Origin of the sequence: Photobacterium sp. GB-36, from assembly GCF_003026135.1 — a bacterium.
Taxonomy (GTDB): domain Bacteria; phylum Pseudomonadota; class Gammaproteobacteria; order Enterobacterales; family Vibrionaceae; genus Photobacterium.
The window spans coordinates 99,641-123,291 of the sequence record NZ_PYNY01000012.1 but is presented as its reverse complement, the minus strand read 5'-3'; the positions used below and the strand labels follow the sequence as shown (position 1 = coordinate 123,291).

At 40.5% G+C, this 23,651-nt stretch carries 23 protein-coding genes, 1 tRNA gene and 2 rRNA genes; 16 read left to right on the top strand and 10 right to left on the bottom strand.

All coding sequences use genetic code 11. The features are described from left to right. The 3 genes from C9J46_RS12695 to C9J46_RS12685 all read left to right on the top strand — a co-directional run. Positions 1-108 (top strand): 23S ribosomal RNA (locus C9J46_RS12695); the annotation flags it as partial. Between the two features lie 131 nt (positions 109-239). Continuing rightward, a 5S ribosomal RNA gene (gene rrf, locus C9J46_RS12690) occupies positions 240-355 on the top strand. Positions 356-491: 136 nt separating this feature from the next. Continuing rightward, positions 492-568: transfer RNA gene (locus tag C9J46_RS12685), tRNA-Asp, on the top strand. A gap of 176 nt (positions 569-744) precedes the next feature. Here the strand turns inward: C9J46_RS12685 and C9J46_RS12680 are convergent. Continuing rightward, positions 745-1,602 carry a TIGR03899 family protein gene (locus C9J46_RS12680; protein WP_107260850.1) on the bottom strand — a complete coding sequence of 286 codons (858 nt, stop codon included), beginning with the start codon at positions 1,600-1,602 and terminating at the stop codon, positions 745-747. A gap of 295 nt (positions 1,603-1,897) precedes the next feature. Continuing rightward, positions 1,898-2,449, bottom strand: coding sequence for a YtfJ family protein (locus C9J46_RS12675; protein ID WP_107260852.1), 552 nt, complete (start codon positions 2,447-2,449; stop codon positions 1,898-1,900). A 214-nt stretch (positions 2,450-2,663) separates the two neighbouring features. Between C9J46_RS12675 and C9J46_RS12670 the strand changes: the two genes are divergently transcribed. The 3 genes from C9J46_RS12670 (at position 2,664) to C9J46_RS12660 (ending at position 8,948) form a co-directional block, all read left to right on the top strand. Continuing rightward, entirely contained in the window at positions 2,664-2,873 is a 210-nt protein-coding gene (locus C9J46_RS12670) for a DUF1107 domain-containing protein (RefSeq protein ID WP_107207617.1), read from the top strand. A gap of 571 nt (positions 2,874-3,444) precedes the next feature. After that, positions 3,445-5,196, top strand: coding sequence for an autotransporter assembly complex family protein (locus tag C9J46_RS12665; protein WP_107207618.1), 1,752 nt, complete (start codon positions 3,445-3,447; stop codon positions 5,194-5,196). Next, a complete protein-coding gene (locus C9J46_RS12660) occupies positions 5,193-8,948 on the top strand; it encodes a translocation/assembly module TamB domain-containing protein (RefSeq protein WP_107287783.1) in 3,756 nt (1,251 codons plus the stop codon). The genes C9J46_RS12665 and C9J46_RS12660 overlap by 4 nt, the downstream gene beginning before the upstream one ends. Positions 8,949-9,030: 82 nt before the next feature. Here C9J46_RS12660 and C9J46_RS12655 read toward each other — a convergent pair whose 3' ends face one another. The 3 genes from C9J46_RS12655 to fbp form a co-directional block, all read right to left on the bottom strand. Beyond that, positions 9,031-9,393, bottom strand: a complete 363-nt coding sequence (locus C9J46_RS12655; protein ID WP_107247494.1) for a rhodanese-like domain-containing protein — start codon at positions 9,391-9,393, stop codon at positions 9,031-9,033. A 36-nt stretch (positions 9,394-9,429) separates the two neighbouring features. Continuing rightward, entirely contained in the window at positions 9,430-9,960 is a 531-nt protein-coding gene (gene ppa / locus C9J46_RS12650; protein ID WP_105059407.1) for an inorganic diphosphatase, read from the bottom strand. A 131-nt stretch (positions 9,961-10,091) separates the two neighbouring features. Beyond that, a complete protein-coding gene (fbp, locus tag C9J46_RS12645) occupies positions 10,092-11,105 on the bottom strand; it encodes a class 1 fructose-bisphosphatase (protein ID WP_107290983.1) in 1,014 nt (337 codons plus the stop codon). A 199-nt stretch (positions 11,106-11,304) separates the two neighbouring features. Between fbp and mpl the strand changes: the two genes are divergently transcribed. Together mpl and C9J46_RS12635 are read left to right on the top strand one after the other, a co-directional pair. Beyond that, on the top strand, positions 11,305-12,657 hold the full coding sequence (gene mpl, locus C9J46_RS12640; protein ID WP_105061285.1) for a UDP-N-acetylmuramate:L-alanyl-gamma-D-glutamyl-meso-diaminopimelate ligase: 1,353 nt from the start codon (positions 11,305-11,307) through the stop codon (positions 12,655-12,657). A 12-nt stretch (positions 12,658-12,669) separates the two neighbouring features. Beyond that, a complete protein-coding gene (locus C9J46_RS12635) occupies positions 12,670-13,287 on the top strand; it encodes a flavin prenyltransferase UbiX (RefSeq protein ID WP_107207622.1) in 618 nt (205 codons plus the stop codon). Between the two features lie 40 nt (positions 13,288-13,327). Here the strand turns inward: C9J46_RS12635 and C9J46_RS12630 are convergent, their stop codons facing one another. Further along, on the bottom strand, positions 13,328-14,311 hold the full coding sequence (locus tag C9J46_RS12630) for a TAXI family TRAP transporter solute-binding subunit (protein ID WP_107247492.1): 984 nt from the start codon (positions 14,309-14,311) through the stop codon (positions 13,328-13,330). Between the two features lie 261 nt (positions 14,312-14,572). Continuing rightward, positions 14,573-15,043, bottom strand: coding sequence for a transcriptional regulator ArgR (gene argR / locus C9J46_RS12625; protein WP_045083547.1), 471 nt, complete (start codon positions 15,041-15,043; stop codon positions 14,573-14,575). A gap of 392 nt (positions 15,044-15,435) precedes the next feature. Here argR and mdh point away from each other — a divergent pair, with 392 nt between their 5' ends. After that, entirely contained in the window at positions 15,436-16,374 is a 939-nt protein-coding gene (mdh, locus tag C9J46_RS12620; RefSeq protein ID WP_107290982.1) for a malate dehydrogenase, read from the top strand. Between the two features lie 70 nt (positions 16,375-16,444). Here the strand turns inward: mdh and C9J46_RS12615 are convergent, their stop codons facing one another. Continuing rightward, complete coding sequence (locus C9J46_RS12615) at positions 16,445-16,636, bottom strand: hypothetical protein (RefSeq protein WP_107207625.1); 192 nt, start codon at positions 16,634-16,636, stop codon at positions 16,445-16,447. Between the two features lie 125 nt (positions 16,637-16,761). Next, complete coding sequence (gene ispB, locus C9J46_RS12610) at positions 16,762-17,733, bottom strand: octaprenyl diphosphate synthase (protein WP_107207626.1); 972 nt, start codon at positions 17,731-17,733, stop codon at positions 16,762-16,764. Positions 17,734-18,011: 278 nt separating this feature from the next. Between ispB and rplU the strand changes: the two genes are divergently transcribed. From rplU to folA, 7 genes are all read left to right on the top strand, one after another. Continuing rightward, positions 18,012-18,323, top strand: coding sequence for a 50S ribosomal protein L21 (gene rplU / locus C9J46_RS12605; protein WP_005369904.1), 312 nt, complete (start codon positions 18,012-18,014; stop codon positions 18,321-18,323). A gap of 18 nt (positions 18,324-18,341) precedes the next feature. Next, positions 18,342-18,599, top strand: a complete 258-nt coding sequence (gene rpmA, locus C9J46_RS12600) for a 50S ribosomal protein L27 (protein ID WP_005369901.1) — start codon at positions 18,342-18,344, stop codon at positions 18,597-18,599. A 66-nt stretch (positions 18,600-18,665) separates the two neighbouring features. Further along, a complete protein-coding gene (locus C9J46_RS12595) occupies positions 18,666-19,592 on the top strand; it encodes a DMT family transporter (protein WP_005369900.1) in 927 nt (308 codons plus the stop codon). Positions 19,593-19,675: 83 nt separating this feature from the next. Then, positions 19,676-20,845 carry an Obg family GTPase CgtA gene (gene cgtA / locus C9J46_RS12590; protein WP_005369899.1) on the top strand — a complete coding sequence of 390 codons (1,170 nt, stop codon included), beginning with the start codon at positions 19,676-19,678 and terminating at the stop codon, positions 20,843-20,845. Between the two features lie 127 nt (positions 20,846-20,972). After that, the gene (locus C9J46_RS12585) at positions 20,973-21,776 is read left to right on the top strand and encodes a threonine/serine exporter ThrE family protein (RefSeq protein ID WP_107290981.1); all 804 of its coding nucleotides are present in this window, start codon (positions 20,973-20,975) and stop codon (positions 21,774-21,776) included. Beyond that, complete coding sequence (locus C9J46_RS12580; RefSeq protein WP_045083540.1) at positions 21,773-22,249, top strand: threonine/serine exporter family protein; 477 nt, start codon at positions 21,773-21,775, stop codon at positions 22,247-22,249. Before C9J46_RS12585 ends, C9J46_RS12580 begins: the two co-directional genes overlap by 4 nt. Before the next feature lie 39 nt (positions 22,250-22,288). Further along, entirely contained in the window at positions 22,289-22,771 is a 483-nt protein-coding gene (gene folA / locus C9J46_RS12575; RefSeq protein WP_107260868.1) for a type 3 dihydrofolate reductase, read from the top strand. Positions 22,772-22,832: 61 nt separating this feature from the next. On the opposite strand, the gene C9J46_RS12570 is transcribed toward folA, so the two are convergent. After that, the gene (locus tag C9J46_RS12570) at positions 22,833-23,648 is read right to left on the bottom strand and encodes a symmetrical bis(5'-nucleosyl)-tetraphosphatase (RefSeq protein ID WP_107290980.1); all 816 of its coding nucleotides are present in this window, start codon (positions 23,646-23,648) and stop codon (positions 22,833-22,835) included. Positions 23,649-23,651: the final 3 nt, after the last annotated feature.

The window sequence follows — 23,651 nt, the reverse complement described above, 5'->3', positions numbered from 1 at the left end:
TTAAGGTCTCTAAAGGGTTGTTGAAGACTACAACGTTGATAGGTCGGGTGTGTAAGTGCTGCGAGGCATTGAGCTAACCGATACTAATTGCCCGTGAGGCTTAACCATACAACACCCAAGGGGTTTTTATCTCGTCAAGAGAAACGCGGACTCCAAGTACACTTGAACGTGTAGAGAACACTAGTTAACTTTTCCCAGATTGCTATTTATTGTCGATGACAATAAATAAACCGAATTTGCTTGGCGACCATAGCGTTATGGACCCACCTGATCCCATGCCGAACTCAGTAGTGAAACGTAATAGCGCCGATGGTAGTGTGGGGTCTCCCCATGTGAGAGTAGGACATCGCCAGGCTTCCAATTCGTTTTCATCTTTTTAAGAAAAAGATGAAAATAAAAAATAGATATCTATTTGAACTATAGATATCGCATGTGGTGTTATCGCTCTTAGCCATCCATGGCTTCACGATATTAAAACATCCATGTTCGTCGGAGCGGTAGTTCAGTTGGTTAGAATACCGGCCTGTCACGCCGGGGGTCGCGGGTTCGAGTCCCGTCCGCTCCGCCACTTTATTAAAGAAACCTGAATCGAAAGATTCAGGTTTTTTTCGTCTGTAGAAAATGAACATTATAGGGTAGTGAGCTAGGTGCTTTATTGGGAAGCAACTAGCTGCCTGCTATTTCGAGTTCCGCCCGTTTTAATAATTATTAAAAAAGCGGAGTCAAAAAAATTTAGGCTGTGTATCAGTATTGGTGAGCTACCGTAAAATATTTTAAAAGTAGTTCATTTAGTTGCTCTTGATACTCATCATGAGTCTGTGAACCAATTAGTTGGGCTAATTCCTGTCCTATTGGTGATAAACGATAATAGGTGAACGATGTCCCTTTTTTGATGGGTGATAAACTGTAAGACTCTGTATGGTAGTTGAAATTGAGTTTATCAGTGTAACTTATTAAGTTTGTTTCTAGCTCTGTACTTAATAGCAGCCCAAGTTCAGTTAAAATTAAAATAGACGAATAAGGTAAATGGTATTGGTTATAATCAATATGTGTTTGGTGACTTCTATGAAAACTAAAGCTGCTTGTTCGCTGTTTGATACTTGTGAGAAGTTTTTTATTTTTATCGTTACCAATGCAACAGGTAAGAGTAAGGACTTTTTGAAATAGAGCGGCTTCTCGATGTGTCATTGATAAGAGTATTTTTAACGTGCGAAGAGAGACTGAGCCTGGTTGAATGATCTCTTGTTTTAGAATTTTTGCCCACAGTTTTTGCATGGATGGAGTATGAATTTGTTGAGCCATCTCTATAAATCTTACTAACCAATCAGGATCAGGATCTCTCGCTGTCTCATCATTACATTGGTTATAGGCTTGTTTTATGATCTGCTCTAAATTTGATTGTTCTTGTTGTCGTTTTTGTTGAAGACGAACTTGTAATCTTTGTTTTAAAGTCCTCTCTTGAGTATTGTTAATTTCCCCATCGATAGCATATTTTTCTGCGATGCTTTTTATTTTTTTTTTACTGTCGGTTAATGTTTTTAACACTCCAAGCGCTCGATTATTTTCTATTGGTTTATCTATACTCTCTACTTTATTAGTCATACTTCTTTCATTCTCTTAACCAATCGTTAACTCATTTTTGTTATCTTGATCTCATGATTAGCAACGAACATAATGAGATGTTATCTTTGTGTTAATTTTAAGTAACTAATAATTACGGAGCATCCCATGAAAAAATTGAATCGATATATTACTGATCTTATTTTAGTCATTGGTTATTCAACGATCGTGAGTTACTTGCTTTGGTTTTTTAGTAAATAGTATATCGACTAGAGCTATCGTTTCTTTATTACTTTGAAAAAACTTAGCCACCCAGAGAGAGGTGACTAAAGTCTCATTATAAATTTTTACTCACTAAACCGATTACTTTTTTAATCTCACTAGGTGTCAGTTTGCCTTCTTTGGCGAATATGACTTTACCAGTCTTATTTACAACAAATACGGCAGAGCTTTCCTTTTTTAGATCCCATGTTTTTTGAACAATCCCATTGCTGTCCAGCACTATTGATGACCATGGGTATTCACGTTTACTGTCTTCTGTTGCTGATTTTACAAAGCCCCCCGTACCCCACATCGCATCATTTTGGTTAATGATCGTTGTTGTTTGGTACTCATTTTCCGGAAATTTTGCGGCAGAAATAGCTGCAACAAGTGGCGCGTTAAGCTCTTTGGCTGCACTGCGTCCAGCTATTGCGAATACGATACGCATTTTGCCTGTTAGTTTTGTACTTCTCCATGATTTGTAACTAATCGCCTTATCTTTTAAAACAAGCTCACCTTTATTGGTAACTGTAACACCAGGTAATGAATCACCTAGCTTGATATTGGTAGCAAAGCTGATTGAAGGGGCTAAAGCTGCAAGTAAGATAAAGGTTGCTTTCAATTTCATGTGTTGCCTCTTTTTAGTCTGATTTGTGATTATGATAGTTAATCTTCTTTGATCTGGTAGTACCAGAAGTTAATATTTGGGCTCTAAGTCGATCATTATTGTTACAAATTTCGTATTTATTGGAATATGGCAGGCTGTTTGCATTAAGTTTTAATGTGATGAAACAAAGTGATCGATTTGCGGTCTATATCTGTAACCGTTGAGTGAGGAAAATATGCTTAGAATCTTTAAAATTTACCGACCAAACCAAGTGGCTCGTTATGTAAAAAGCTATTTTAGAGGTCGTATTTTTATTATGGGGGTAGGTGGCTTTGAATTTGATAGTGGACGACTATTACCACCTAAGTCTGGTGATTTAAAAGCATTAAATGTATTAACTGAGGTGAATAAAGAGATTCAGGTACTATCAGGAATAGTTGTGTAATCACTAAAATCTAGCGTATTTCTCTCTAAATTGGAATACGAGTCAGATGTAAGTTTTACTTTGTTCCTGCTTTCGGCTAACAGAAAACTTGATCCTGCCATATGACAACACAAATATACTCCCTCCTATATAATGTATTCAGTTACAGAGCGGTATTAAATTATTTTTTCTCAAAAAAAGTTATTAATTGTTCTACAGTTGTTTTAGTTGCTGAAAGTAGTTTGAACCGTTTTCAGTACACTATTTATTTAGTGATAATTATTAATAATTCCAACAGGCTATAATACTGGCAATGAAGTTATAGTTAAGACTTAGAATACGTCTAATACTTCTATTAAAAAGATGGCATAAATTCGTGTTGAGGCACTGTTTTTCTTAATTTCATTGACCTTTGGTTACTTTTTTTTAGATTCATTTTGTTAATATTTATAAATAGGTAGCTGAAAATGGTTAAAAATTCTATTCGGTTCAATATTCATAAGTTTTCAGATGGCAAAGGTTGGAAGTTACTTATCGCTTTGCCACAATGGATTCGTAATTAATTCTAAATTTCGCAAAGAAGCACAATAGAATGAATAAAGTTTTTAAATGGCTGGGTGTGACATCATTTGCTTTGGTGCTATCGAGTCCAGTTATGGCCTCTTCATTGAAGATTAAAGGCTTAGATGGAAAAGTAGAAGATAATGTTGATGCTTATCTTTCTGCATTATCAAAGGATGATTATAGTGCGACATTGCGCTTTAAAGATCAGGTATTAAATGAAATTAGCGACGCGCTGCAGGCATTGGGCTATTACCAGCCAAAGTTTGATTATCAAGTCTCGGGTAGCGGCGCTAAAACTAAAATAGTGGTTACCGTTGATAAAGGTCCACGAGCGCATATTAGTAAAAGTAATCTGATTATTACTGGTGATGCTAAAAATGATCCTGCTTTTATTTCATTAGTAAAAAGCAGTGGTTTAGGGATTGGTGAACCGCTTAATCAAGGTAAATATGAGGCTTTTAAAGCATCATTAAAGAGTTTAGCACTTCGACGTGGTTATTTTGATTATGAATTAACGAAAAGTACATTAGAGGTGGTACCTAGTCGTAACGAGGTCTTTATCGATATTAATTTTGACTCAGGTCGACGTTATACCTTTGGTGAAACGACTTTTCAGGGAAGCCAAATTGATGATAACCGCTTACGTTCAATGATCCCTTACACGGAAGATGAACCTTATCTAGCTTCAAAACTGGGAGAGTACAATGAACGTTTGTCTAACGTTGGTTGGTTTTCTTCCATTTTTGTTGGTGGGGATGTAAAAGAACGTAAAGATGATGCGATCCCTATTCATGTTGTTGTTACGCCACAAATAAAAAATCAATTTGAAACCGGTATTGGCTTTTCGACTGATACCGGCCCTCGTTTGAAGTTCAATTGGAAAAAACCGTGGATCACGAGTAAAGGCCATAGCTTTAACTTGAAATCCGAAATATCGAAAGATGAGCCAAAAGTTGAAGCGGTTTATAAGATCCCACTCGATGATGTGTTGAATGATTATTATCAAGTTGTCGGGGGCATACGTTATGTCGATACACACGATACGGTAAGTACACAATTTGGTATCGGGGTTGAACGTCACTGGCGTTTAGATTCGGGATGGAATCGTACTATTGCGCTTCGTTGGTTGACGGAGAAATATGAACAAGGTGGGATGGAAAAAGGTGTTTTCAATGTTTTGATGCCAGGATTGTCATACAGTAAAAGTAGTATGGTTGGAGGAATATTCCCGACCAGTGGGAGTAAATATAATTTTTCTGTTGATCTTGCTAATAAAAATGTTGGATCAAATACGACTTTTGCTCGAGTACAAGCAAAAAATGCTTGGATTCGTAGTTTTGGTGAAAATCAGCGTGGTATTTTGCGTTTAGATGGCGGTGCTATTATTAGTGATGGCATTCAAGATGTCCCACCTTCGTTACGTTATTTTATTGGTGGTGATAGTAGCCTTCGAGGCTATGGTTATCAGTCTATTTCTCCTCGTAATAGCCAAGGCAAAATGGAAGGCGGTCGTTATATGGCAACCTCTAGCATTGAATATCAACACCGTGTGTATGGTGATTGGTGGGGGGCTGTATTTTATGATTATGGTTCTGCTTGGAATACTACACCTGATTGGAAGCGTGGTGTCGGAGTCGGTGTTCGATGGGTTTCACCTGTAGGTCCTATTCGCCTTGATTTTGCTTGGGGCTTAGATAAGAACAAGAGCAATAATGATCGTTTCCTTAAACTGAGCAAAGATGAATTTCAGCTCCACTTTACTTTAGGTCCTGAATTATGATTTGGGTTAAGCGTATAGCACTTGGCGTATTAGCCTTATTATTATTATTAGTTATTGCTGTTGCTGCACTACTTTATACTCCTGCTGGTATTAAAGTTGCTGCATGGGGAGCGCAAAAAGCGCTTCCTGCCTTGTCGATTGGTGAATCGCAAGGCGCTTTGCTTGATGGTTTTGAATTTAAGAATGTCCGTTATAACGACGGTAATATAGATCTTGCTGTTAATAAGTTGAATTTAACATTAAATGATAGCTGTTTATTAACCCCTGAGATTTGTATTTCTGATCTAGGGGTGCAAGGTGTGAAGTTTTCAATGCCAAAACTTCCTCCTTCATCGGATAAGCCTGAACAACCTTCAAAGCCAGTCACTGAAATCTCAATGCCATTACCTATTCATATTGAGAAGGTAACGCTTGATGATATCGATTTAGATATCTTGGCGAATAAAGTGCGCTGGAAGCATTTCTCTACAGCAGCAGATTTACAAGGCAGTCATGTCACCTTAAAGCCAACGGATTGGGAAGGGATTTATTTATCATTAGCGCCATCTAAAACGGCTGATAAGAAGTCAGTTGCAGCGTCGAAATCAACGAAAAAAGCGGAAGCAATAAAACTGCCTGATGTTGTGCTACCGATGTCGTTTGATATTGAGCGCTTTACGGTAAAAGACTTCGAGTTAGCTGGCGAAACGCCACAAAAGATCTCGTTATTAGAGCTGATTGCGAATGCTAAAGACAGCGATATCAAGATTGATAAGTTGCAGGTAAATGCGCCTCAAGCGTCTTTAACCGCGAAAGCTGATGTGACGTTAACGGGAGATTACCCACTTTCATTAGATGCGAATGCAAAGATATCGATGAAGCCTGTTGAAGGACATCAGTTGCATTTAAAAGCATCAGGATCATTAGCGAAATTGGTACTTGATGCGACGTTAAAAGGTAAATTAGATGCGTTGGTTAAGGGTAAATTATCGCCGCTAGATCCGAATCTTCCTTTTGATGTGGTGGTATCCAGTAAGCATTTACAGTGGCCGATTGATAAAAAAGCAGAATTTACTGTTGCCAATACTGATATAAACGCCAAAGGTAGCTTAAAGGGGTTTATGTTTAATGCTAAAAGTAACGTAAATGGCACGCCTATGCCAAACGTGAAATTTAATTTGAAAGGTAAAGGTAACCTTGATTCGGTGAACTTATCTGCGCTGAATGTAGAGACCTTAGGTGGTTCTATTACCGGCAATGCAAAAGCAAGTTGGAAAGATCTTGTTAAATGGCAAGGCCAGCTCGCTTTTGCCAATATCCAGCCAGGTAAGCAATGGCCAGAAGCGGAAGGCAACGTAAGCGGTAAGTTAAATACATCGGGTGGTTTAACTGCAAAAGGTGGTTGGTTTATTAAATTGCCAGAACTTGCTGTTAATGGCTCCATCATGAAACAGCCTCTTGAGCTTCATGGTCAGCTTGATGCTTCTGATGTGACGGGTAAAGGTAAAGATCTTAAGTTTAAAACACAGGGCTTAACATTAAAGCATGGTCCTAATGGTTTAGTCGCGAAAGGTGAATTAGACAAGACGTGGAACGTTGTTGCTGATATTAAAGCGCCAGATTTATCTAAATCATTAGCGGACTTACATGGTCGTGTTAATGGTGAGGTGAAGTTATCAGGCAAAATGGCTGAACCGGATGTAACACTTGATCTTGAAGGTGATGATCTTGGTTGGCAAAAAGTCGCAAGCCTTGCGTCTTTTAAATTGAAAGGTAGCGTAACGCCATTACCAGCATTAAAAGCTGATATTAGTTTAAATGCTAAAAAAGGGAAATTTGATAGTGTTACGTTAGATGATATGGATGTGTTGTTTAAAGGCACAGAGCAAGATCATCGTTTAACGGTAAAAGTAAAAGGGGAGCCCGTTGGCACTGAGTTACTTCTAACAGGTAAATTAGATCGTAAGACAGGCTGGCAAGGGATCTTGCAAAAAGGTGACTTTACGACTCCTGTTGGTGAGTGGGTATTAAACCATCCAACACCTATTCGTTATGATCTGAAAACTGCAATGGCAACTGTCGGTGCTCACTGTTGGCAACAAGGTAAAGCTGGAATTTGTCTAACTCAGGATCTGACTGCTGGTGCATCGGGTAATGCGCAGTTAGCAATAAAACGATTCAATTTTGATTTATTGAAATCATTTATTCCTGAGCAGATGAAGGTTAACGGCGAGCTTGGTGCGAACGTTGTCGCTAAATGGGCGCCAAAGAGTGCACCCTATGTGAAAGCCCAGATTTTGATGCCAAGCGGCAGTTTTACTCAACAAGTGGATACCGATGATGCCCCATTAGCGTTAGGCTGGGATAAAGTTACCGTCAATGCTGAGATGGAAAATGATGTTCTAAATGCTAATTGGTTAGTGGCGGTTAAAAATAATGGTGATTTATCCGGTAATGCTAAAATCACTGATCTACAAGGTGATAAGCGCATTAATGCTAATGTGAAATTAGATCGTTTTACACTTGCATTCTTAGAGCCTGTTATTAAAGACTACCATCAGTTTGGTGGTCAAGTTGATACTAACTTGCAAATAACCGGCCCAATCATGCACCCCGCAGTGAATGGTTTATTACAAGTCACGAAGCTAGAAGCAAGAGGGCGTAAAGTACCATTAGATGTTCAGAACGCTGATATCAAATTAGCCTTTAAGGGATATAACGCAACGTTAATGGGGAATATTTATACTCCTGATGGGCAATTGCTGTTACGTGGTACTGGTGACTGGCAAGATATGGCGGCGTGGAAAACAGAATTAAATATTAATGGTAAAGAGTTACAAGTGAGTATGCCGCCAATGGTTTCCCTTAAGGTCTCTCCAGATCTCACCATTAAAGCAACACCTAAATCTGCAGATATTAGCGGAAAGGTGGGGATTCCATGGGGACGTATTACGGTTAATCAATTACCAAAATCTGCGATCGCGGTTTCTAAAGATCAGGTCATTTTAAAAGATAACCTAGAACCAGTTGAACCGAAAAAATCTGTGCCGTTTGATATTACAACCAATATTATGGTGCATGTTGGTGATGACGTGAAGTTATCAGCGTTTGGTTTAAAAGCTGGTTTATTCGGTGATTTGAATGTTCGCCAAGATGGTAAAGGGCCAATGATTTACGGTGAAGTGAATATTGCCAAAGGGTCGTTTTATCGAGCTCTGGGACAGGAATTACTTATCCGTAAAGGACAGATATTATTTAACGGTCCTGCAGATCAACCATTCCTGTCGATAGAAGCGATTCGTGATCCTGATAATATCGAAGATGATGTTATTGCTGGTGTGAAGGTGACAGGCTCTGCAGATAAACCGGAAGTAACGATTTTCTCTGATCCGGCTATGCCACAACAAAATGCTTTATCGTATATTTTAACTGGCCGTAATCTTGATAGTGAGGATGATGGTGGTTCGGGTAATGCGATGACGACGGCATTGATAGGTATGGGACTGGCGCAAAGTGGTCAACTTGTTGGTGATGTTGGTGAAGCCGTTGGGATCAAAGATCTTAGCTTATCTACCGCAGGGGCTGGCGACGACTCACAAGTCACTGTTAGTGGTTATATTGCACCAGGACTACAGGTGAAATATGGCGTAGGCTTATTTAATGATGTAGATGAGTTTACAGTACGTTATCGCTTGATGAAGAATTTATATATCGAAGCAGTGAATGGTCTCGATCAGGCTGTGGACTTGCTTTACCAATTTGAATTTAATTAATCATTAGTGATGCCATCTAATAAAAAACCCAATGCTTGCATTGGGTTTTTTTATGTTTGTAGCATGCGTTTAGTCCTTTGGTTTAGTCCTTTGGTTTAGTTCGGAGGAGTTGTTGGTAACTTATGCCGTTAAATGTGTTTTTATAGCCAAGAGAATATAACTCAGCTTCTGCTATTTCAGCACGTCGGCCTGAGCGGCAGTAGAGTAATATCGGTTTGGACTTGTCTGTCAAATATTCTGAAATTGTAGCGATCTGTTCAAAAGGAATGTTAACAGCGTTAGGAATATGTCCAGCGGCAAATTCATCGGCTGTTCTTACATCAACAATGATAGGGTTATGTGCTTGCTCTAGTTGCCAAAATTCATCTGGGGTGACATTTTTAGCAAATGAAATAGCGGTAAAAAAAGTTAAAAATACCGCGAGTAAACCACGTTTATTTTTCATTATATTTTACCGCTATTAATAAGTGTTATTAGCTAATTACTTTTTTTGAGCACGTTCAAAGGAAGTCAGAATTTCAGCTTTTGCTGCTTCTGCATTATCCCAGCCTTCTACTTTTACCCACTTGTTTGGCTCAAGCTCTTTGTAGCGCTCGAAGAAGTGAGTGATTTGTGCTTTAAGTAATTCAGGCAGATCATTCACATCTTGGATATGATCATATTCTTTACTTAGTTTGCTGTGAGGCACGGCAACGATTTTTGCATCTTCACCTGATTCATCTGTCATCTTCAACACGCCAACAGGACGACAACGGATCACTGCGCCCGGAACGAGTGGATGTGGCGTTGGTACGAGTACATCGACCGGATCACCATCAAGCGATAGCGTGTGGTTAACGTAACCATAGTTACACGGATAAAACATTGGGCTAGACATAAAACGGTCAACAAAAATCGCACCACTGTCTTTGTCTACTTCATATTTAATCGGATCTGCATTTGCAGGGATTTCAATAACAACGTAAATATCTTCTGGGATATCCTTGCCAGCAGGGACCTGATTAAGGCTCATGACTAATTCCTTCTAAGGTTAATGAAATGTGTTGTTTGTTAAAATTATAATGAATGTAAACAAAAACAAAAGCAAATCATCATCGTTGATGTGTCGCGCCTTTAAATGCGCGACATGTATCGAGTTAACAGTTAGTTTTCTGGATATTCACGTAACAAACTTTCGACTTTTTCGACCATATTGGTTGAGCCAACAAAAAAGGGTACGCGCTGATGTAGTTCGGTTGGTGGAATATCTAAGATCCGCTGAAAACCATTCGTTGCTTTACCGCCAGCCTGCTCGACAATAAATGCCATGGGATTACATTCGTAAAGTAAACGTAACTTACCATTAGGGTAACTGGCGGTACTTGGGTAGAGATAAATCCCACCTTTTAATAAATTACGATGAAAGTCAGCAACTAACGAGCCTATGTAGCGTGATGTGTAAGGTCGTTTTTCTTCTGGCACAGCTTCTTGGCAATATTTAATGTACTGTTTTACACCGGTAGGAAAACGAATGTAATTACCTTCGTTAATCGAGTAAATGACGCCATCTTGTGGAATGGTCATATTCTCATGAGAGAGACAAAAACTCCCTAATGAGGGATCATAGGTAAAACCATGAACACCATTGCCCGTGGTATAAACGAGCATAGTGGATGAGCCATAAATGACATACCCAGCAGCAACTTGTTGGTTGCCGGTTTGCAGAAAGTCTTCTTTTGTTGGAGGAGAGCCGACAGGGGAAACTCGGCGATAAATGGAAAATATCGTTCCCACAGAGACGTTAACATCAATATTAGATGAACCATCGAGTGGGTCCATTAAAGCAACGTATTTTGCATTTAAATTTAATGGCTTATCAAATCCAACAGCTTCATCTTCTTCTTCACTCGCAATACCACAGACTTGATCCCTTGCTTCAAGAGCGGCTTTAAATTTATCGTTGGCATAGACATCGAGCTTTTGTTGCTCTTCGCCTTGGATGTTGTTCTCGCCGACCGTACCTGTAATATCGACCAATCCTGCTTTGTTAATTTCTCGGTTGACGATTTTAGCTGCGAGTTTAATTGACCCTAATAGGGATGAAAGCTCGCCACTTGCATGAGGAAAGTCACTCTGTTTCTCGACAATGAATTCACCAAGCGTTCTAATATCAGTCATAAACATTCCTTTCATCATGTTGTCATATAATCGGGTGAAGAGAGTAGAATATAGCACTTGATAAACTCACCTGCGGGTGAGTGGAAGTGCTAAATCGTATTTTTTGTTATATAAGAAATTGTATATAAAGATCTTTTTTATGGTAACGAAGTAACGTGAAAGCGTGAAACTAACCGAATTAATCACGGAGCCAGCAGCAATGCATATTCATATTTTAGGTATTTGCGGTACATTCATGGGCGGTGCTGCAATGCTTGCAAGGCAGTTAGGCCATAAAGTCACTGGCTCTGACGCCAATGTGTATCCACCGATGAGTACCATGTTAGAAGCCCAAGGTATTGAAATTATCCAAGGGTATGATCCGAAACAACTTGATCCTGCTCCTGATCTCGTGGTGATTGGTAATGCAATGAGTCGTGGTAACCCTTGTGTTGAGTATGTCCTTAACAGCAATCTACGTTACACCTCAGGCCCACAATGGTTACAAGAGTATTTATTACATGATCGTTGGGTAATGGCGGTATCGGGCACACACGGTAAAACAACAACAGCAAGCATGTTGGCGTGGATTTTGGAAGATTGTGGTTATCAACCGGGGTTTTTAGTCGGTGGTGTGCTGGGAAACTTCGGTATTTCAGCGCGTTTAGGGGAAAGCATGTTCTTCGTGGTTGAAGCGGATGAATATGACAGTGCTTTTTTTGATAAGCGTTCGAAGTTCGTACATTACCACCCTAGAACCTTGATCATGAATAATTTGGAATTTGATCATGCTGATATTTTCGATGATCTTAAAGCTATTCAACGTCAGTTCCATCATCTCGTACGTACAGTGCCTGGTAATGGTCGTATTTTAGCGCCAAAAGGTGTGAAAAATATTGATGAAACGCTAGAGATGGGCTGCTGGAGTGAATTGGAATATATTGGTGGTGATGGACACTGGCGCGCTGAAAAGCACCATGCCGATGGCAGTGTATTTGATGTGTATTTAGATAGCGATATGGTGGGTACCGTACATTGGCCTTTAGTGGGTGATCACAACGTTAATAATGCCTTAATGGCTATCGCTGCGGCACGTCATGTTGGAGTTACGCCAGATCTTGCATGTGAAGCCTTAGCTAAATTTATTAATACTAAGCGTCGTCTTGAGCTTAAAGGCGAAGTTAACGGTGTAACGGTTTATGATGATTTTGCTCATCACCCAACCGCTATCGAGTTAACCTTAGGTGGGTTACGTGCAAAGGTGAACCAATCGCGTATTTTAGCCGTATTAGAACCTCGCTCTAACACCATGAAGTTAGGGGTACATAAAGATGATCTTGCTCCTTCTTTACATGCTGCAGATGAAGTTTTTTTCTTCCAACCGCCAAATATTCCATGGTCAGTAGAAGAGATTGCTGAGCAATGTTCACAGCCTGCTTATTGCAGCGCAGATTTAGATGATTTGGTCAATAACATTACAAACAAAGCACAACCGGGCGATACTATTTTAGTGATGAGTAACGGTGGTTTTGGTGGTATTCATGATAAGTTATTGGCAGCACTAGCTAAATAATAGGAAAACGTAATGACAGATAAACGTATAACGCTAGCATGGACAGGCGCATCGGGTGCACCTTACGGACTACGTTTATTAGAATGTTTATTAGCGGCTGATTATCAGGTGTATTTATTGATTTCATCTGCGGCACGTGTGGTTTTAGCAACAGAGCATGGTTTGAAACTATCAGCATCGCCTGATAAAGCACGAGAACAATTAGCGGTTCATTTAAATGGTAATGCTGATAAATTAACTGTTTGTGGCAAAGATGATTGGTTTTCTCCTGTTGCGTCTGGCTCTGCTGCACCGAAACAAATGGTTGTTTGCCCATGCTCGGCTGGATCCTTGGCTTCCATTGCTTATGGCATGTCAGAAAATTTGATTGAGCGTGCTGCTGATGTAGTGATTAAAGAACGTGGTCAATTGGTGCTGGTGGTACGTGAAACACCATTTTCGACCATTCATTTAGAAAATATGCTTAAGCTTTCTCAGCTTGGGGCTACTATCATGCCTGCCGCTCCTGGCTTTTATCATCAACCACAATCGATTGATGATTTAATTGATTTTATGGTCGCAAGGATCTTGGATCATTTAGGCGTTAAGCAAGGTTTAGTCCCGCGATGGGGATATGATCAACGCGCATAATGTTAAATATTTAAGCCCGTAATTAATCTTACGGGCTTTTTTAATCTTGTTCGTTAGAGGGAAAAAATCCAGCTTCTTGATAATAACGTACAGCACCTGGATGGAAAGGAACCGATAATCCGTTTTGGAGCATGTCAGCTTTAGTTAAATTGGCAAAGGCAGGATGAAGTCGTTTAAAGGTATCAAAATTGTTAAAGATAGATTTTGTTAGCGCATAAACGGTTTCTTCAGAGACATCTGTACTTGAAATTAATGTTGCTGACACGCCAAAACTTTCAGTATCCCCTTTAATTCCCTTATAAAAACCTTTAGGAGTCATTGATTTGGTATAAAAAGGATGATCAGCAATGATCTTTTCGATATTTGCCCCAGTGGTTGGAATTAATTTCGCATTACAATAGACTGCGGCTTCTTTTATTGCCCCGTTTGGATGGCCAACAAGATTGATATACGCATCAATTTTGTTATTACATAGTGCTTCTGAGCGTTCCTCGGCTGGGATCGAGATAAGCTTAAAATCAGAATATGTCCAACCAAGGCTATCCATAACAATTTCCATGGTTGCTCGATCGCCTGATCCTGCCTCACCAATATTGATCCGCTTTCCTTTAAGATCATCAAGATTATTTATTCCTGAATCTTTACGAACAATAATATTAAAAGGCTCATCATGTAGTGAAAAGATAGCCCTCATCTTGCTATAAGGACCTTGGTCTTTAAACTGGTTCGTACCGTTATAGCCATGAAATTGCCAATCAGATTGAACAACACTAAATTCAAATTGTTTATCTTTGAGTTTATTGATGTTGTAGATAGAGCCGGTGGTTGATTCAACCAAACAACGCAGATTATGTTGCAGTCGTCCTTGATTCACTAATTTACAAATCGCACCGCCTGCAGGGTAATAAACACCATTGATAGGTCCTGTGCCAATTGTGATAAAACGTTGAGCGTGTGCTGTCGATACGATGAAATAACAACTTAAACTAAATAGCCCAAGCATCATTCTTTTCTTTAATGTCATGAATGAATCCTTTCTAATCATGATGGTCAATGGATACGAATGAGAGCGTATTAAAGAATATTTTTGCTATTTATCATAACAAATGACAGTAGTCTGAGGTTTTTTTGTCTGTGCTTCACCACTCAAATTAAGTAATAAGCAAGATGAAAAGAGATAAACTTGAAATAAAGAACAAGAGTCAGAGATAGGGAATAAAAGTAGGCAAAGAGCCGGGTCTATTTGTTATGTCACTCAATGATGAAAATAAATAGACCCAAGGTATTACTTACTGTAATCAAATAGTTCACAAACAGAATCGTAAAGCTCTTCTGCTGTTACGCTACTCGTTGGTGTAATAAAGATCGTATCATCACCCGCAACTACGCCAAGGATGCCTTCGGCTTTACCTAAAGAATCTAATAAGCGAGCAATCACTTGTGCAGCGCCTGGACCTGTGTGAATAACAACAAGTGCGCTGTTATAACCAACATCCATGACAAGATCTTTTAATGGGCTGCTTGTTGTGGGTACGCCGAGTTCAACAGGTAAGCAATACACCATTTCCATTTTTGCATTGCGTGTTCGTACTGCACCGAATTTCGTCAGCATACGAGAAACTTTAGACTGGTTGATATTATCGAAACCTTGCGCTTTCAATGTATCAACAATCTCACCTTGAGAACTGAATTTTTCTTCTTTTAGAATGAGTTTAAACGCTTTTACTAAGCGCTCTTGTTTATCTGAATTTCGCATAAATAAATATTATCTACAGAGATGAGGTGGGGTATTTTTGCATAACCTATCACTAAGTAGCAAACAAACTGCATGAAATCTGATTTTTGTATTATCAGGTGTTAATGTTCAGCATAAGGTAAGAAATAATCTTTGTCGTTGTTTTTATTAGATAACATTTGTTTAAAACTGCTTAAATTCTCACTTTTTTGCATGAAAGTTGTTTTTGTTGTGACAAGATCGGATGAAAAAAAAGGGTTTCTGCGCAACTTCGCAAAGCGCGCGGCCGAAGATTGTATTTGTTATCGGCTTGCTATAACGTCCTTCTATTATGCTTATCTTATGCAATGAAAATTGGCTTAAGTAAGATGTATTAATAAAAAAAGATACTTCTATCGTAAAGGAGAACGAACATGAAAGTTGCTGTAATTGGCGCTGCTGGTGGAATCGGTCAAGCTCTTGCTCTGCTATTAAAAAACCATCTTCCAGCAGGTTCAGATCTTGCTCTATATGACATTGCACCAGTAACGCCTGGTGTTGCAGCCGATCTTAGCCATATCCCGACCCCTGTAACCATTAAAGGTTATGCAGGTGAAGATCCTACTCCAGCATTAGAAGGCGCTGACGTTGTCCTTATTTCTGCAGGTGTAGCGCGTAAACCGGGTATGGATCGTGCTGATCTTTTCAATGTAAATGCCGGTATTGTTAAATCTCTAGCAGACAAAATTGCTGTAGTATGTCCTGATGCTTGTATTGGTATTATTACTAACCCTGTAAATACAACAGTGCCTATCGCAGCTGATGTACTTAAAAAAGCAGGTGTGTATAACAAGCGTAAGCTGTTCGGTATTACAACACTTGATGTTATCCGCTCTGAGACGTTTGTTGCTGAATTAAAAGATAAGTCGCCTTGTGATATTAGTGTTCCAGTAATTGGTGGTCACTCAGGTGTAACTATTTTACCGTTGCTATCACAAGTTGAAGGTGTTGAGTTTACTGACGAAGAAGTAAAAGCATTAACACCACGTATTCAAAATGCAGGTACTGAAGTTGTTGAAGCAAAGGCGGGTGGCGGCTCAGCAACCTTGTCTATGGGCCAAGCGGCATGTCGTTTTGGTTTAGCGCTAGTACGTGCATTACAAGGTGAGCAAGGTGTTGTTGAATGTGCTTACGTTGAAGGTGATGGGCAGCATGCACGTTTCTTCGCACAACCTGTATTGTTGGGTAAAGATGGTATTGAAGAAGTAATGGATTACGGTTCATTAAGTGACTTTGAGCAATCCGCGATGGACAGCATGCTAGATACGCTTAAAGGTGATATTGCTCTAGGCGAAGAGTTCGCTGCAAAGTAACCCGTTTAAATAGTAGAGTAAGAAAAAGCGGCGATTAAGCCGCTTTTTTATTGCCTGTGAGAAGTCTTTTCTAATAATAACGATCACAGCCTGTGTGCAATTGCGGTTGATCAGTGATCTCGTTGCATTCAATGGAACGCAGTTGATGATCGTTCTTATGCTCAATGATTACGGCGTTATTTTGTTGATCAATGCCGATCACTTTCCCCACGCCATGTAATGATTCTACCCACATACCAATCTTTAATTGGGTTATTTCCATTATTCACTCCCACTTACCAGCAAAAGAAATAAACTAATACCAATTATAGATCATAGTGATCATCTGATTTTTAGAGATAAAAAAACCTGCCACATTGGCAGGCTCTATGATGCTAAATTGAAGACTTATTTATTACGCTGTACAGCCATGTGTGCTAGTGCAACTAAGGCTTCTTTGTACTTAGAGTCTGCAATAGGTGCTAAAGCCGCAATGGCTTTCTCTGCTTCTTCTTCTGCACGTTGTTGGGTGTACTCAAGTGAACCATGTTCGTGCATAGCAGCTAAAATAGCATCAAGCTTTTCCATCCCATTTGCTTTTTCAATAGCTTCGCGAATCATGCTTGATTGCTCGGTATTACCATGGTGCATAGCATGGAGCAGTGGTAAAGTTGGCTTACCTTCTGCTAAATCGTCACCGACGTTTTTCCCCATTTCTTTACCATCAGCAATGTAATCTAATACATCGTCGATAAGTTGGAATGCCGTGCCTAAATAACGACCGTATTCTTGAAGTGCTGACTCAATTTCAGCTGGTGCTTGGGCAATAATGGCTGCGATTTGAGTTGAAGCTTCAAACAAGCGTGCTGTTTTTGAATAGATCACTTGCATGTAGCTATCTTCGGTGGTGTTAGGATCATTACAATTCATTAATTGTAGAACTTCACCTTCAGCGATCACATTGGTTGCTTCACTCATGATGTCGAGGATCTTTAATGATCGTAGGCTAGTCATCATTTGAAATGAACGTGTGTAAATGTAGTCACCGACTAAAACACTGGCTGCATTACCAAACGCTGCGTTGGCTGTTTCTTTACCACGACGCATGTTTGATTCATCGACAACATCATCGTGTAATAATGTTGCTGTATGAATAAATTCAATAAAAGCAGCAGCTGTAGTGTGTTGATCACCGTCATAGCCCAAAGCTCGCGCTGCCAAAACAGCCAGCATTGGGCGTAGACGTTTGCCACCACTACTGACAATGTAGAAGCCTAGTTGATTGATAAGCACAACCTCTGAGTTAAGTTGTGCTTGTATCTTCGCGTCGACCTCGGCCATATCGTTGGCGGTGAGCGCTTGGATAGCTTTGAAATCCATTAATACATCCAGCAAGATTGTTGGCCACGTAGGGCGGTAAAGTGATTCGAATGGTTTATCGAATCTTACACTAAAATAGCACTATCGTCATAACCCCAACGTGCGCTATTTCAAAGACTTTTTTTGTTGAGCAGCTTTTCATCAATTTTCTTTCTATAATGGCTTGCCAGAATAACTCTTTTCGCGTAACATTCGCGCCCTATTGATGACAAGATTAAGCGCATACCCATTGCCTTTTTTATGTGGCAAATGGCCTATGCGGACAAGCGGAGTAAGACATGTACGCTGTTTTCCAAAGTGGTGGTAAACAACACCGTGTAAGCGAAGGCCAAACCTTACGCTTAGAAAAACTAGACGCTGAAACTGGCGCTAGCATTGAATTTGACTCAGTACTTTTAGTAGCTAATGGCGAAGAAGTATCTGTAGGCGCACCTTTTGTGGCTGGCGGTAAAGTAACTGCTGAAGTTGTTACTCACGGTCGTGGCGATAAAGTTAAAATCGTTAAGTTCCGTCGTCGTAAGCACTCTCGTAAGCAAATGGGCCACCGTCAGTGGTTCACTGAAGTCAAAATTACTGGCATCAGCGCTTAATAATAGGAGAATTTAAAGATGGCACACAAAAAAGCTGGCGGTTCTACTAACAACGGTCGCGATTCAGAAAGCAAACGCCTAGGTGTTAAGCGTTTTGGTGGCGAATCAGTTCTAGCAGGTAACATCATCGTTCGTCAACGTGGTACTAAGTTCCACGCTGGTAACAATGTTGGCCTAGGTAAAGACCACACTCTATTCGCTCTATCTGATGGTAAAGTGAAGTTCGAAGTTAAAGGTCCTAAGAACCGTAAATTCGTATCTATCGAAGCTGAATAATATTCAACTTTGACACGAAGATTAAAGCCCTGCCTATTGGCGGGGCTTTTTATATCTGGAGGGTTTATGCGAGATCGTGGCCCAATGATCGGTTTTTTTCTTGCATTAACAACGGCTGTCTTTTGGGGCGCGTTACCAATAGCAATGAAGCAAGCTGTTGAAGTGATGGACCCTTTCACTATTGTTTGGTATCGCTTTATTACGGCATCTGTCGGTTTAGGTTTATTATTAAGCTGGAAAAAGCAGTTACCAACAATTTCAAATTTAGGCCGAGCTGGTGGGCTCGTGTTACTGATTGCAAGTATTGGTCTTGCGGGTAACTTTGTCCTGTTCAATAGCTCGCTAAAATATCTTAATCCACCTGTGGTACAGGTAATCATTCAATTAGCTCCAGTGGGCTTATTGGTGACCAGTGCATGGGTATTTAAAGAAAAGCTTGCTAAGCACCAGATTATTGGTGTGATTTGTTTATTGGCTGGCTTACTACTGTTTTTTAATGAACGCTTAATTGAGTTATTTACCAGTTTTTCTGGTTATACTTTAGGTGTAAGTTTAGCTGTGGCGGCTGCTATTGTGTGGGTAATATATGGCCTTGCGCAGAAGTGGTTATTAAAGCAATTTACATCAGCGCAAATTTTGCTGATGATCTATGTGATCTGTGCTTTGATCCTTACGCCAGTAGCGCAACCAGAACAAATCTATGCAATGGATAATCGTCAACTTGCGATGTTGGCATTCTGTTGTATTAATACGCTTGTTGGCTATGGTGCTTTCGCTGAAGCGATGTCACGCTGGCAAGCCTCACAAGTGAGTGCAGTGATCACACTGACTCCTTTGTTTACGATATTATTTGTCGATCTTGCGAGCCTTGCTCTACCACAATACGTTGCGCCAGTAACGTTGAACATCTGGGGTTACCTTGGTGCGATGGTGGTGGTAAGTGGTGCGATATGCTGTGCTATAGGCCATAAATTTATTCGCCAGCACAAATAATCTAGGTCGATGACAATAATTACTACGCCATGATGAGTTAGTGATCATGGCTGTATGTTAAACGCCACAGTGCGGAGAAAAGAATGAAGTTTATAGATGAAGCAGTTATCAAAGTTGATGCCGGTGACGGTGGTAACGGCGTAGTGAGTTTTCGTACTGAAAAGTACATTCCTAAAGGTGGTCCTGATGGCGGTGATGGTGGTGACGGCGGTGACGTTTACCTCTTTGCTGATGAAAACTTTAACACCCTGATCGATTATCGTTTTGAACGTTTCCATGCCGCAGAGCGTGGTGAAAATGGTCGTGGTGGTAACTGTACGGGTAAACGTGGTGCCGATAAAATACTGACAGTACCTGTAGGCACACGTGCAGTTGATGACGATACAGGTGAAGTGATTGCCGATCTGACTGAACACGGCATGAAAGTGATGGTTGCTAAAGGCGGTTTCCATGGCCTAGGTAACACCCGTTTTAAATCATCTGTAAACCGCGCACCTCGTCAAAAGACAATGGGGAGTTTAGGTGAGGTTCGTCATCTTCGCCTAGAATTGCTGCTTTTGGCTGATGTAGGTATGTTAGGTTTACCTAACGCAGGTAAATCGACCTTTATTCGCTCTGTATCGGCAGCTAAGCCGAAAGTAGCGGATTACCCATTTACTACGTTAGTACCAAGCTTAGGTGTTGTACGTGTTGATGCAGAGCGTAATTTCGTTGTTGCTGATATTCCTGGTCTGATTGAAGGTGCGGCAGACGGCGCTGGTTTAGGTATTCGTTTCCTTAAGCACCTAGAGCGTTGTCGTGTATTACTTCACATGATTGATCTACTGCCTGCTGATGGCTCTGATCCGGTAGAAAATGCATTCACTATCATCAATGAGCTTGAGCAATACAGTGATAAGCTAGGCAATAAGCCGCGTTGGATTGTATTTAACAAAGCTGACTTGCTTGATGAAGAAGAAGCGCAAGAGAAAATGACTGAAGTATTAGAAGCCCTTGCTTGGGAAGATAAGTACTACAGTATCTCTGCACTAAACCGTACCGGTACGAAAGAGCTAACGTATGATCTGATGGAAGCGATTGATGCTATGCCTAAGATCAAATACGAGCCAGAAGAGAAAGAAGATAAAGTTGACTTCAAGTGGGATGATTACCACGCTGAGCAAATTAAGAAAGCGCAGGATGAAGACGACGATGATGATTGGGATGATTGGAATGAAGATGATTACGATGTTGAAATCATCTACAAGCCATAATCAAGTCTGATTGTGTAGAGGAAGCCGTACCGTGAGGTACGGCTTTTTTTGTGCTTAATCAAAATGGATGCAGGAGTTATTCGGTACTCTAATAGGATAATAAATGCGCAATATTAATGGATGATAAATGGCAACTCATAAGGACGGTATTATTACTTCACTCTCAGAATCTGAACAAAGAGACATAACACGGCTTGTGATATCTGCAGGTCAACGTCTTTTACAGCATGGCGCAGAAAGTACCTTAGTGGCAGATGTGACAAGTCGACTTGGTTTGGCGCTTGGGGTTGAAAGTGTTGAGGTCTCATTATCTGCTAGTTCGATGGTGATCAGTACACGTCATCAGGGAAGTTGTATTACGACCACGCGGCGTTGCCAAGATAGTGGGATCAATATGCAGATCGTGACGGACATTCAACGGATCTGTATTTTAACTGAGCGTGGACTGCTTGATCGTTATGATGTTCACCACAAATTAGAACAAATCCAACCTCAGCGTTATCACCGCTTATTGGTGATTATTATGATTGGTCTATCTTGTGCTTCTTTTAGCCGTTTAGCTGGGGGGGATTGGCCAGTTTTTTGCCTGACTTTTCTGGCTTCATCTATTGGTATGTTTGTTCGCCAAGAGATTGCACATTGTCATTTTAATCCTTTGATTAATTTTGCTTTTACCGCCTTTGTTACCACATTAATTTCAGGTTTTGGACAAGTTTATCAAATTGGTGATAAACCTTTTTTAGCGATGGCTTCGTCTGTACTGATGTTGGTACCGGGTTTTCCTTTGATCAATGCCGTTGCTGATATGGTAAAAGGTTACCCTTCAATGGGATTAGCACGGTGGACGATGGCGAGTTTACTAACACTTGCCGCTTGTATTGGTATTGTTGCTGCGATGAATGTGCTGGATGTGTGGGGATGGTTACTATGAATGATCTGATCTCACTAATGCTGGCGCTAGGTAATGATATGTTTTTCGCTATGATCCCAGCCGTTGGCTTTGCATTAGTCTTTAATGTCCCACCAAAGGCACTGAAATATTGTGCCATTGGAGGGGCGTTAGGGCATGGCACTCGTTTTCTTTTAATGCACTGGGGAATGCCTATTGAGTGGGCTACATTTGCAGCAGCTACTCTTGTTGGTATGATTGGTGTGCATTGGTCGCATCGCTTTTTAGCTCATCCCAAGGTCTTTACTGTCGCAGCAATGATCCCTATGGTACCTGGCGTTTTTACTTATAAAGCAATGATTGCGATTGTTGAAATTAATCATCGTGGTTTTTCAATGGAATTATGGGGAGTGATGATTGAGAATTTGCTCAAAGCGATCTTTATTGTTGCTGCATTAGCCATTGGGTTAGCTATGCCGGGATTATTGTTTTATCGCCGTCGACCTGTGGTGTAACCTATAGCATCACAAATATTAAAAAGGAGTTTCCTGAAGATGAAGATCAGTATGATCGCCGCAATGGCGCATGATCGAGTAATTGGCAAAGAAAATGCGATGCCATGGCATTTACCCGCTGATTTTGCTTGGTTTAAGCAATGTACTTTAGGAAAGCCTGTGATAATGGGGCGCAAAACGTTTGAATCTATTGGTCGCCCGCTTCCAGGTCGTCATAACATTGTGATCACCCGTAACCCTGAGTTTCATGCCGAAGGGATCACTGTTGTGAGCGATATAGAAGCTGCAATACAAGCCGCTGGTGATGTAGAAGAAGTAATGATCATCGGTGGTGGTAGTATTTACCAAGCGTGTTTACCAAAAGCGAATTGTCTTTATTTAACGTTTATTGATGCTAATTTAGACGGTGATACACGTTTCCCTGAATGGGGAGAGGGGTGGCATCAAGTGAAGTCTGAGCATTATGAAGCAGATGAAAAAAATGCTTATGCGATGGACTTTACGGTACTTGAACGCAATTAATCATACTGTTTAATAATGCCCATGCTAGTGGGCATTATTGGATAGGATAAAGTGGCAAGATTTAATAAATAGGGCATTCGGTAACAAAGCGTTGTCCGTCTTCCCAGCGTAACATAGTTAAACTGTTTCCCCACACGCACCCTGTATCAAGCCCAATACAATACTTATCTTGATGTCCCATGAGTGCCGCCCAATGACCAAAGATAATGGTTTTCTCAATCGGCTCACTGCGCTTTACTTCAAACCACGGGATCAAGTTGCCAACTTCAGGGTTTCCTGGCTCTACTTTACACTGCATATCTAAACGTCCGTTAGGCTCGCAAAAGCGCATACGGGTAAAACTGTTGATGGTATAGCGGAGCTGATCTAATTCATTAAGTTCTTCTTGCCAAAAATCAGGACCATCACCATACATATTTTCTAATAGCCATACATAACGTTCAGATTGAAGGGTCGCTTCAACTCGGCGAGCTTGTTGACGCGCCGTTGCTAACGACCATTGTGGGCTAATGCCAGCGTGTACCATAACTAATGGAAAATCAGGATGTTCAGCCAGCAATGGTTGATGGCGTAGCCAATGAAGTAATTCTTGGCTATCGGGCGCGTCTAAAATGGCTTGAGTTTTATCACTCGGTTTTAAACGTGCGAAGCCATTTGAAGCGGCTAATAGGTGAAGATCATGATTACCGAGGATCACCTGTGCACTATTACCCAGTGCTTTTACAAAACGTAATGTTTCTAATGATTCAGGACCACGGGCGACAAGATCGCCAGCAAGCCAAAGGTGATCGTGTTTGGGATCAAAATGCGCTTGAGCAAGGAGTTTTTTTAGATCAGGTAAGCAGCCCTGAATATCACCAACAAGGTAGGTTGCCATATT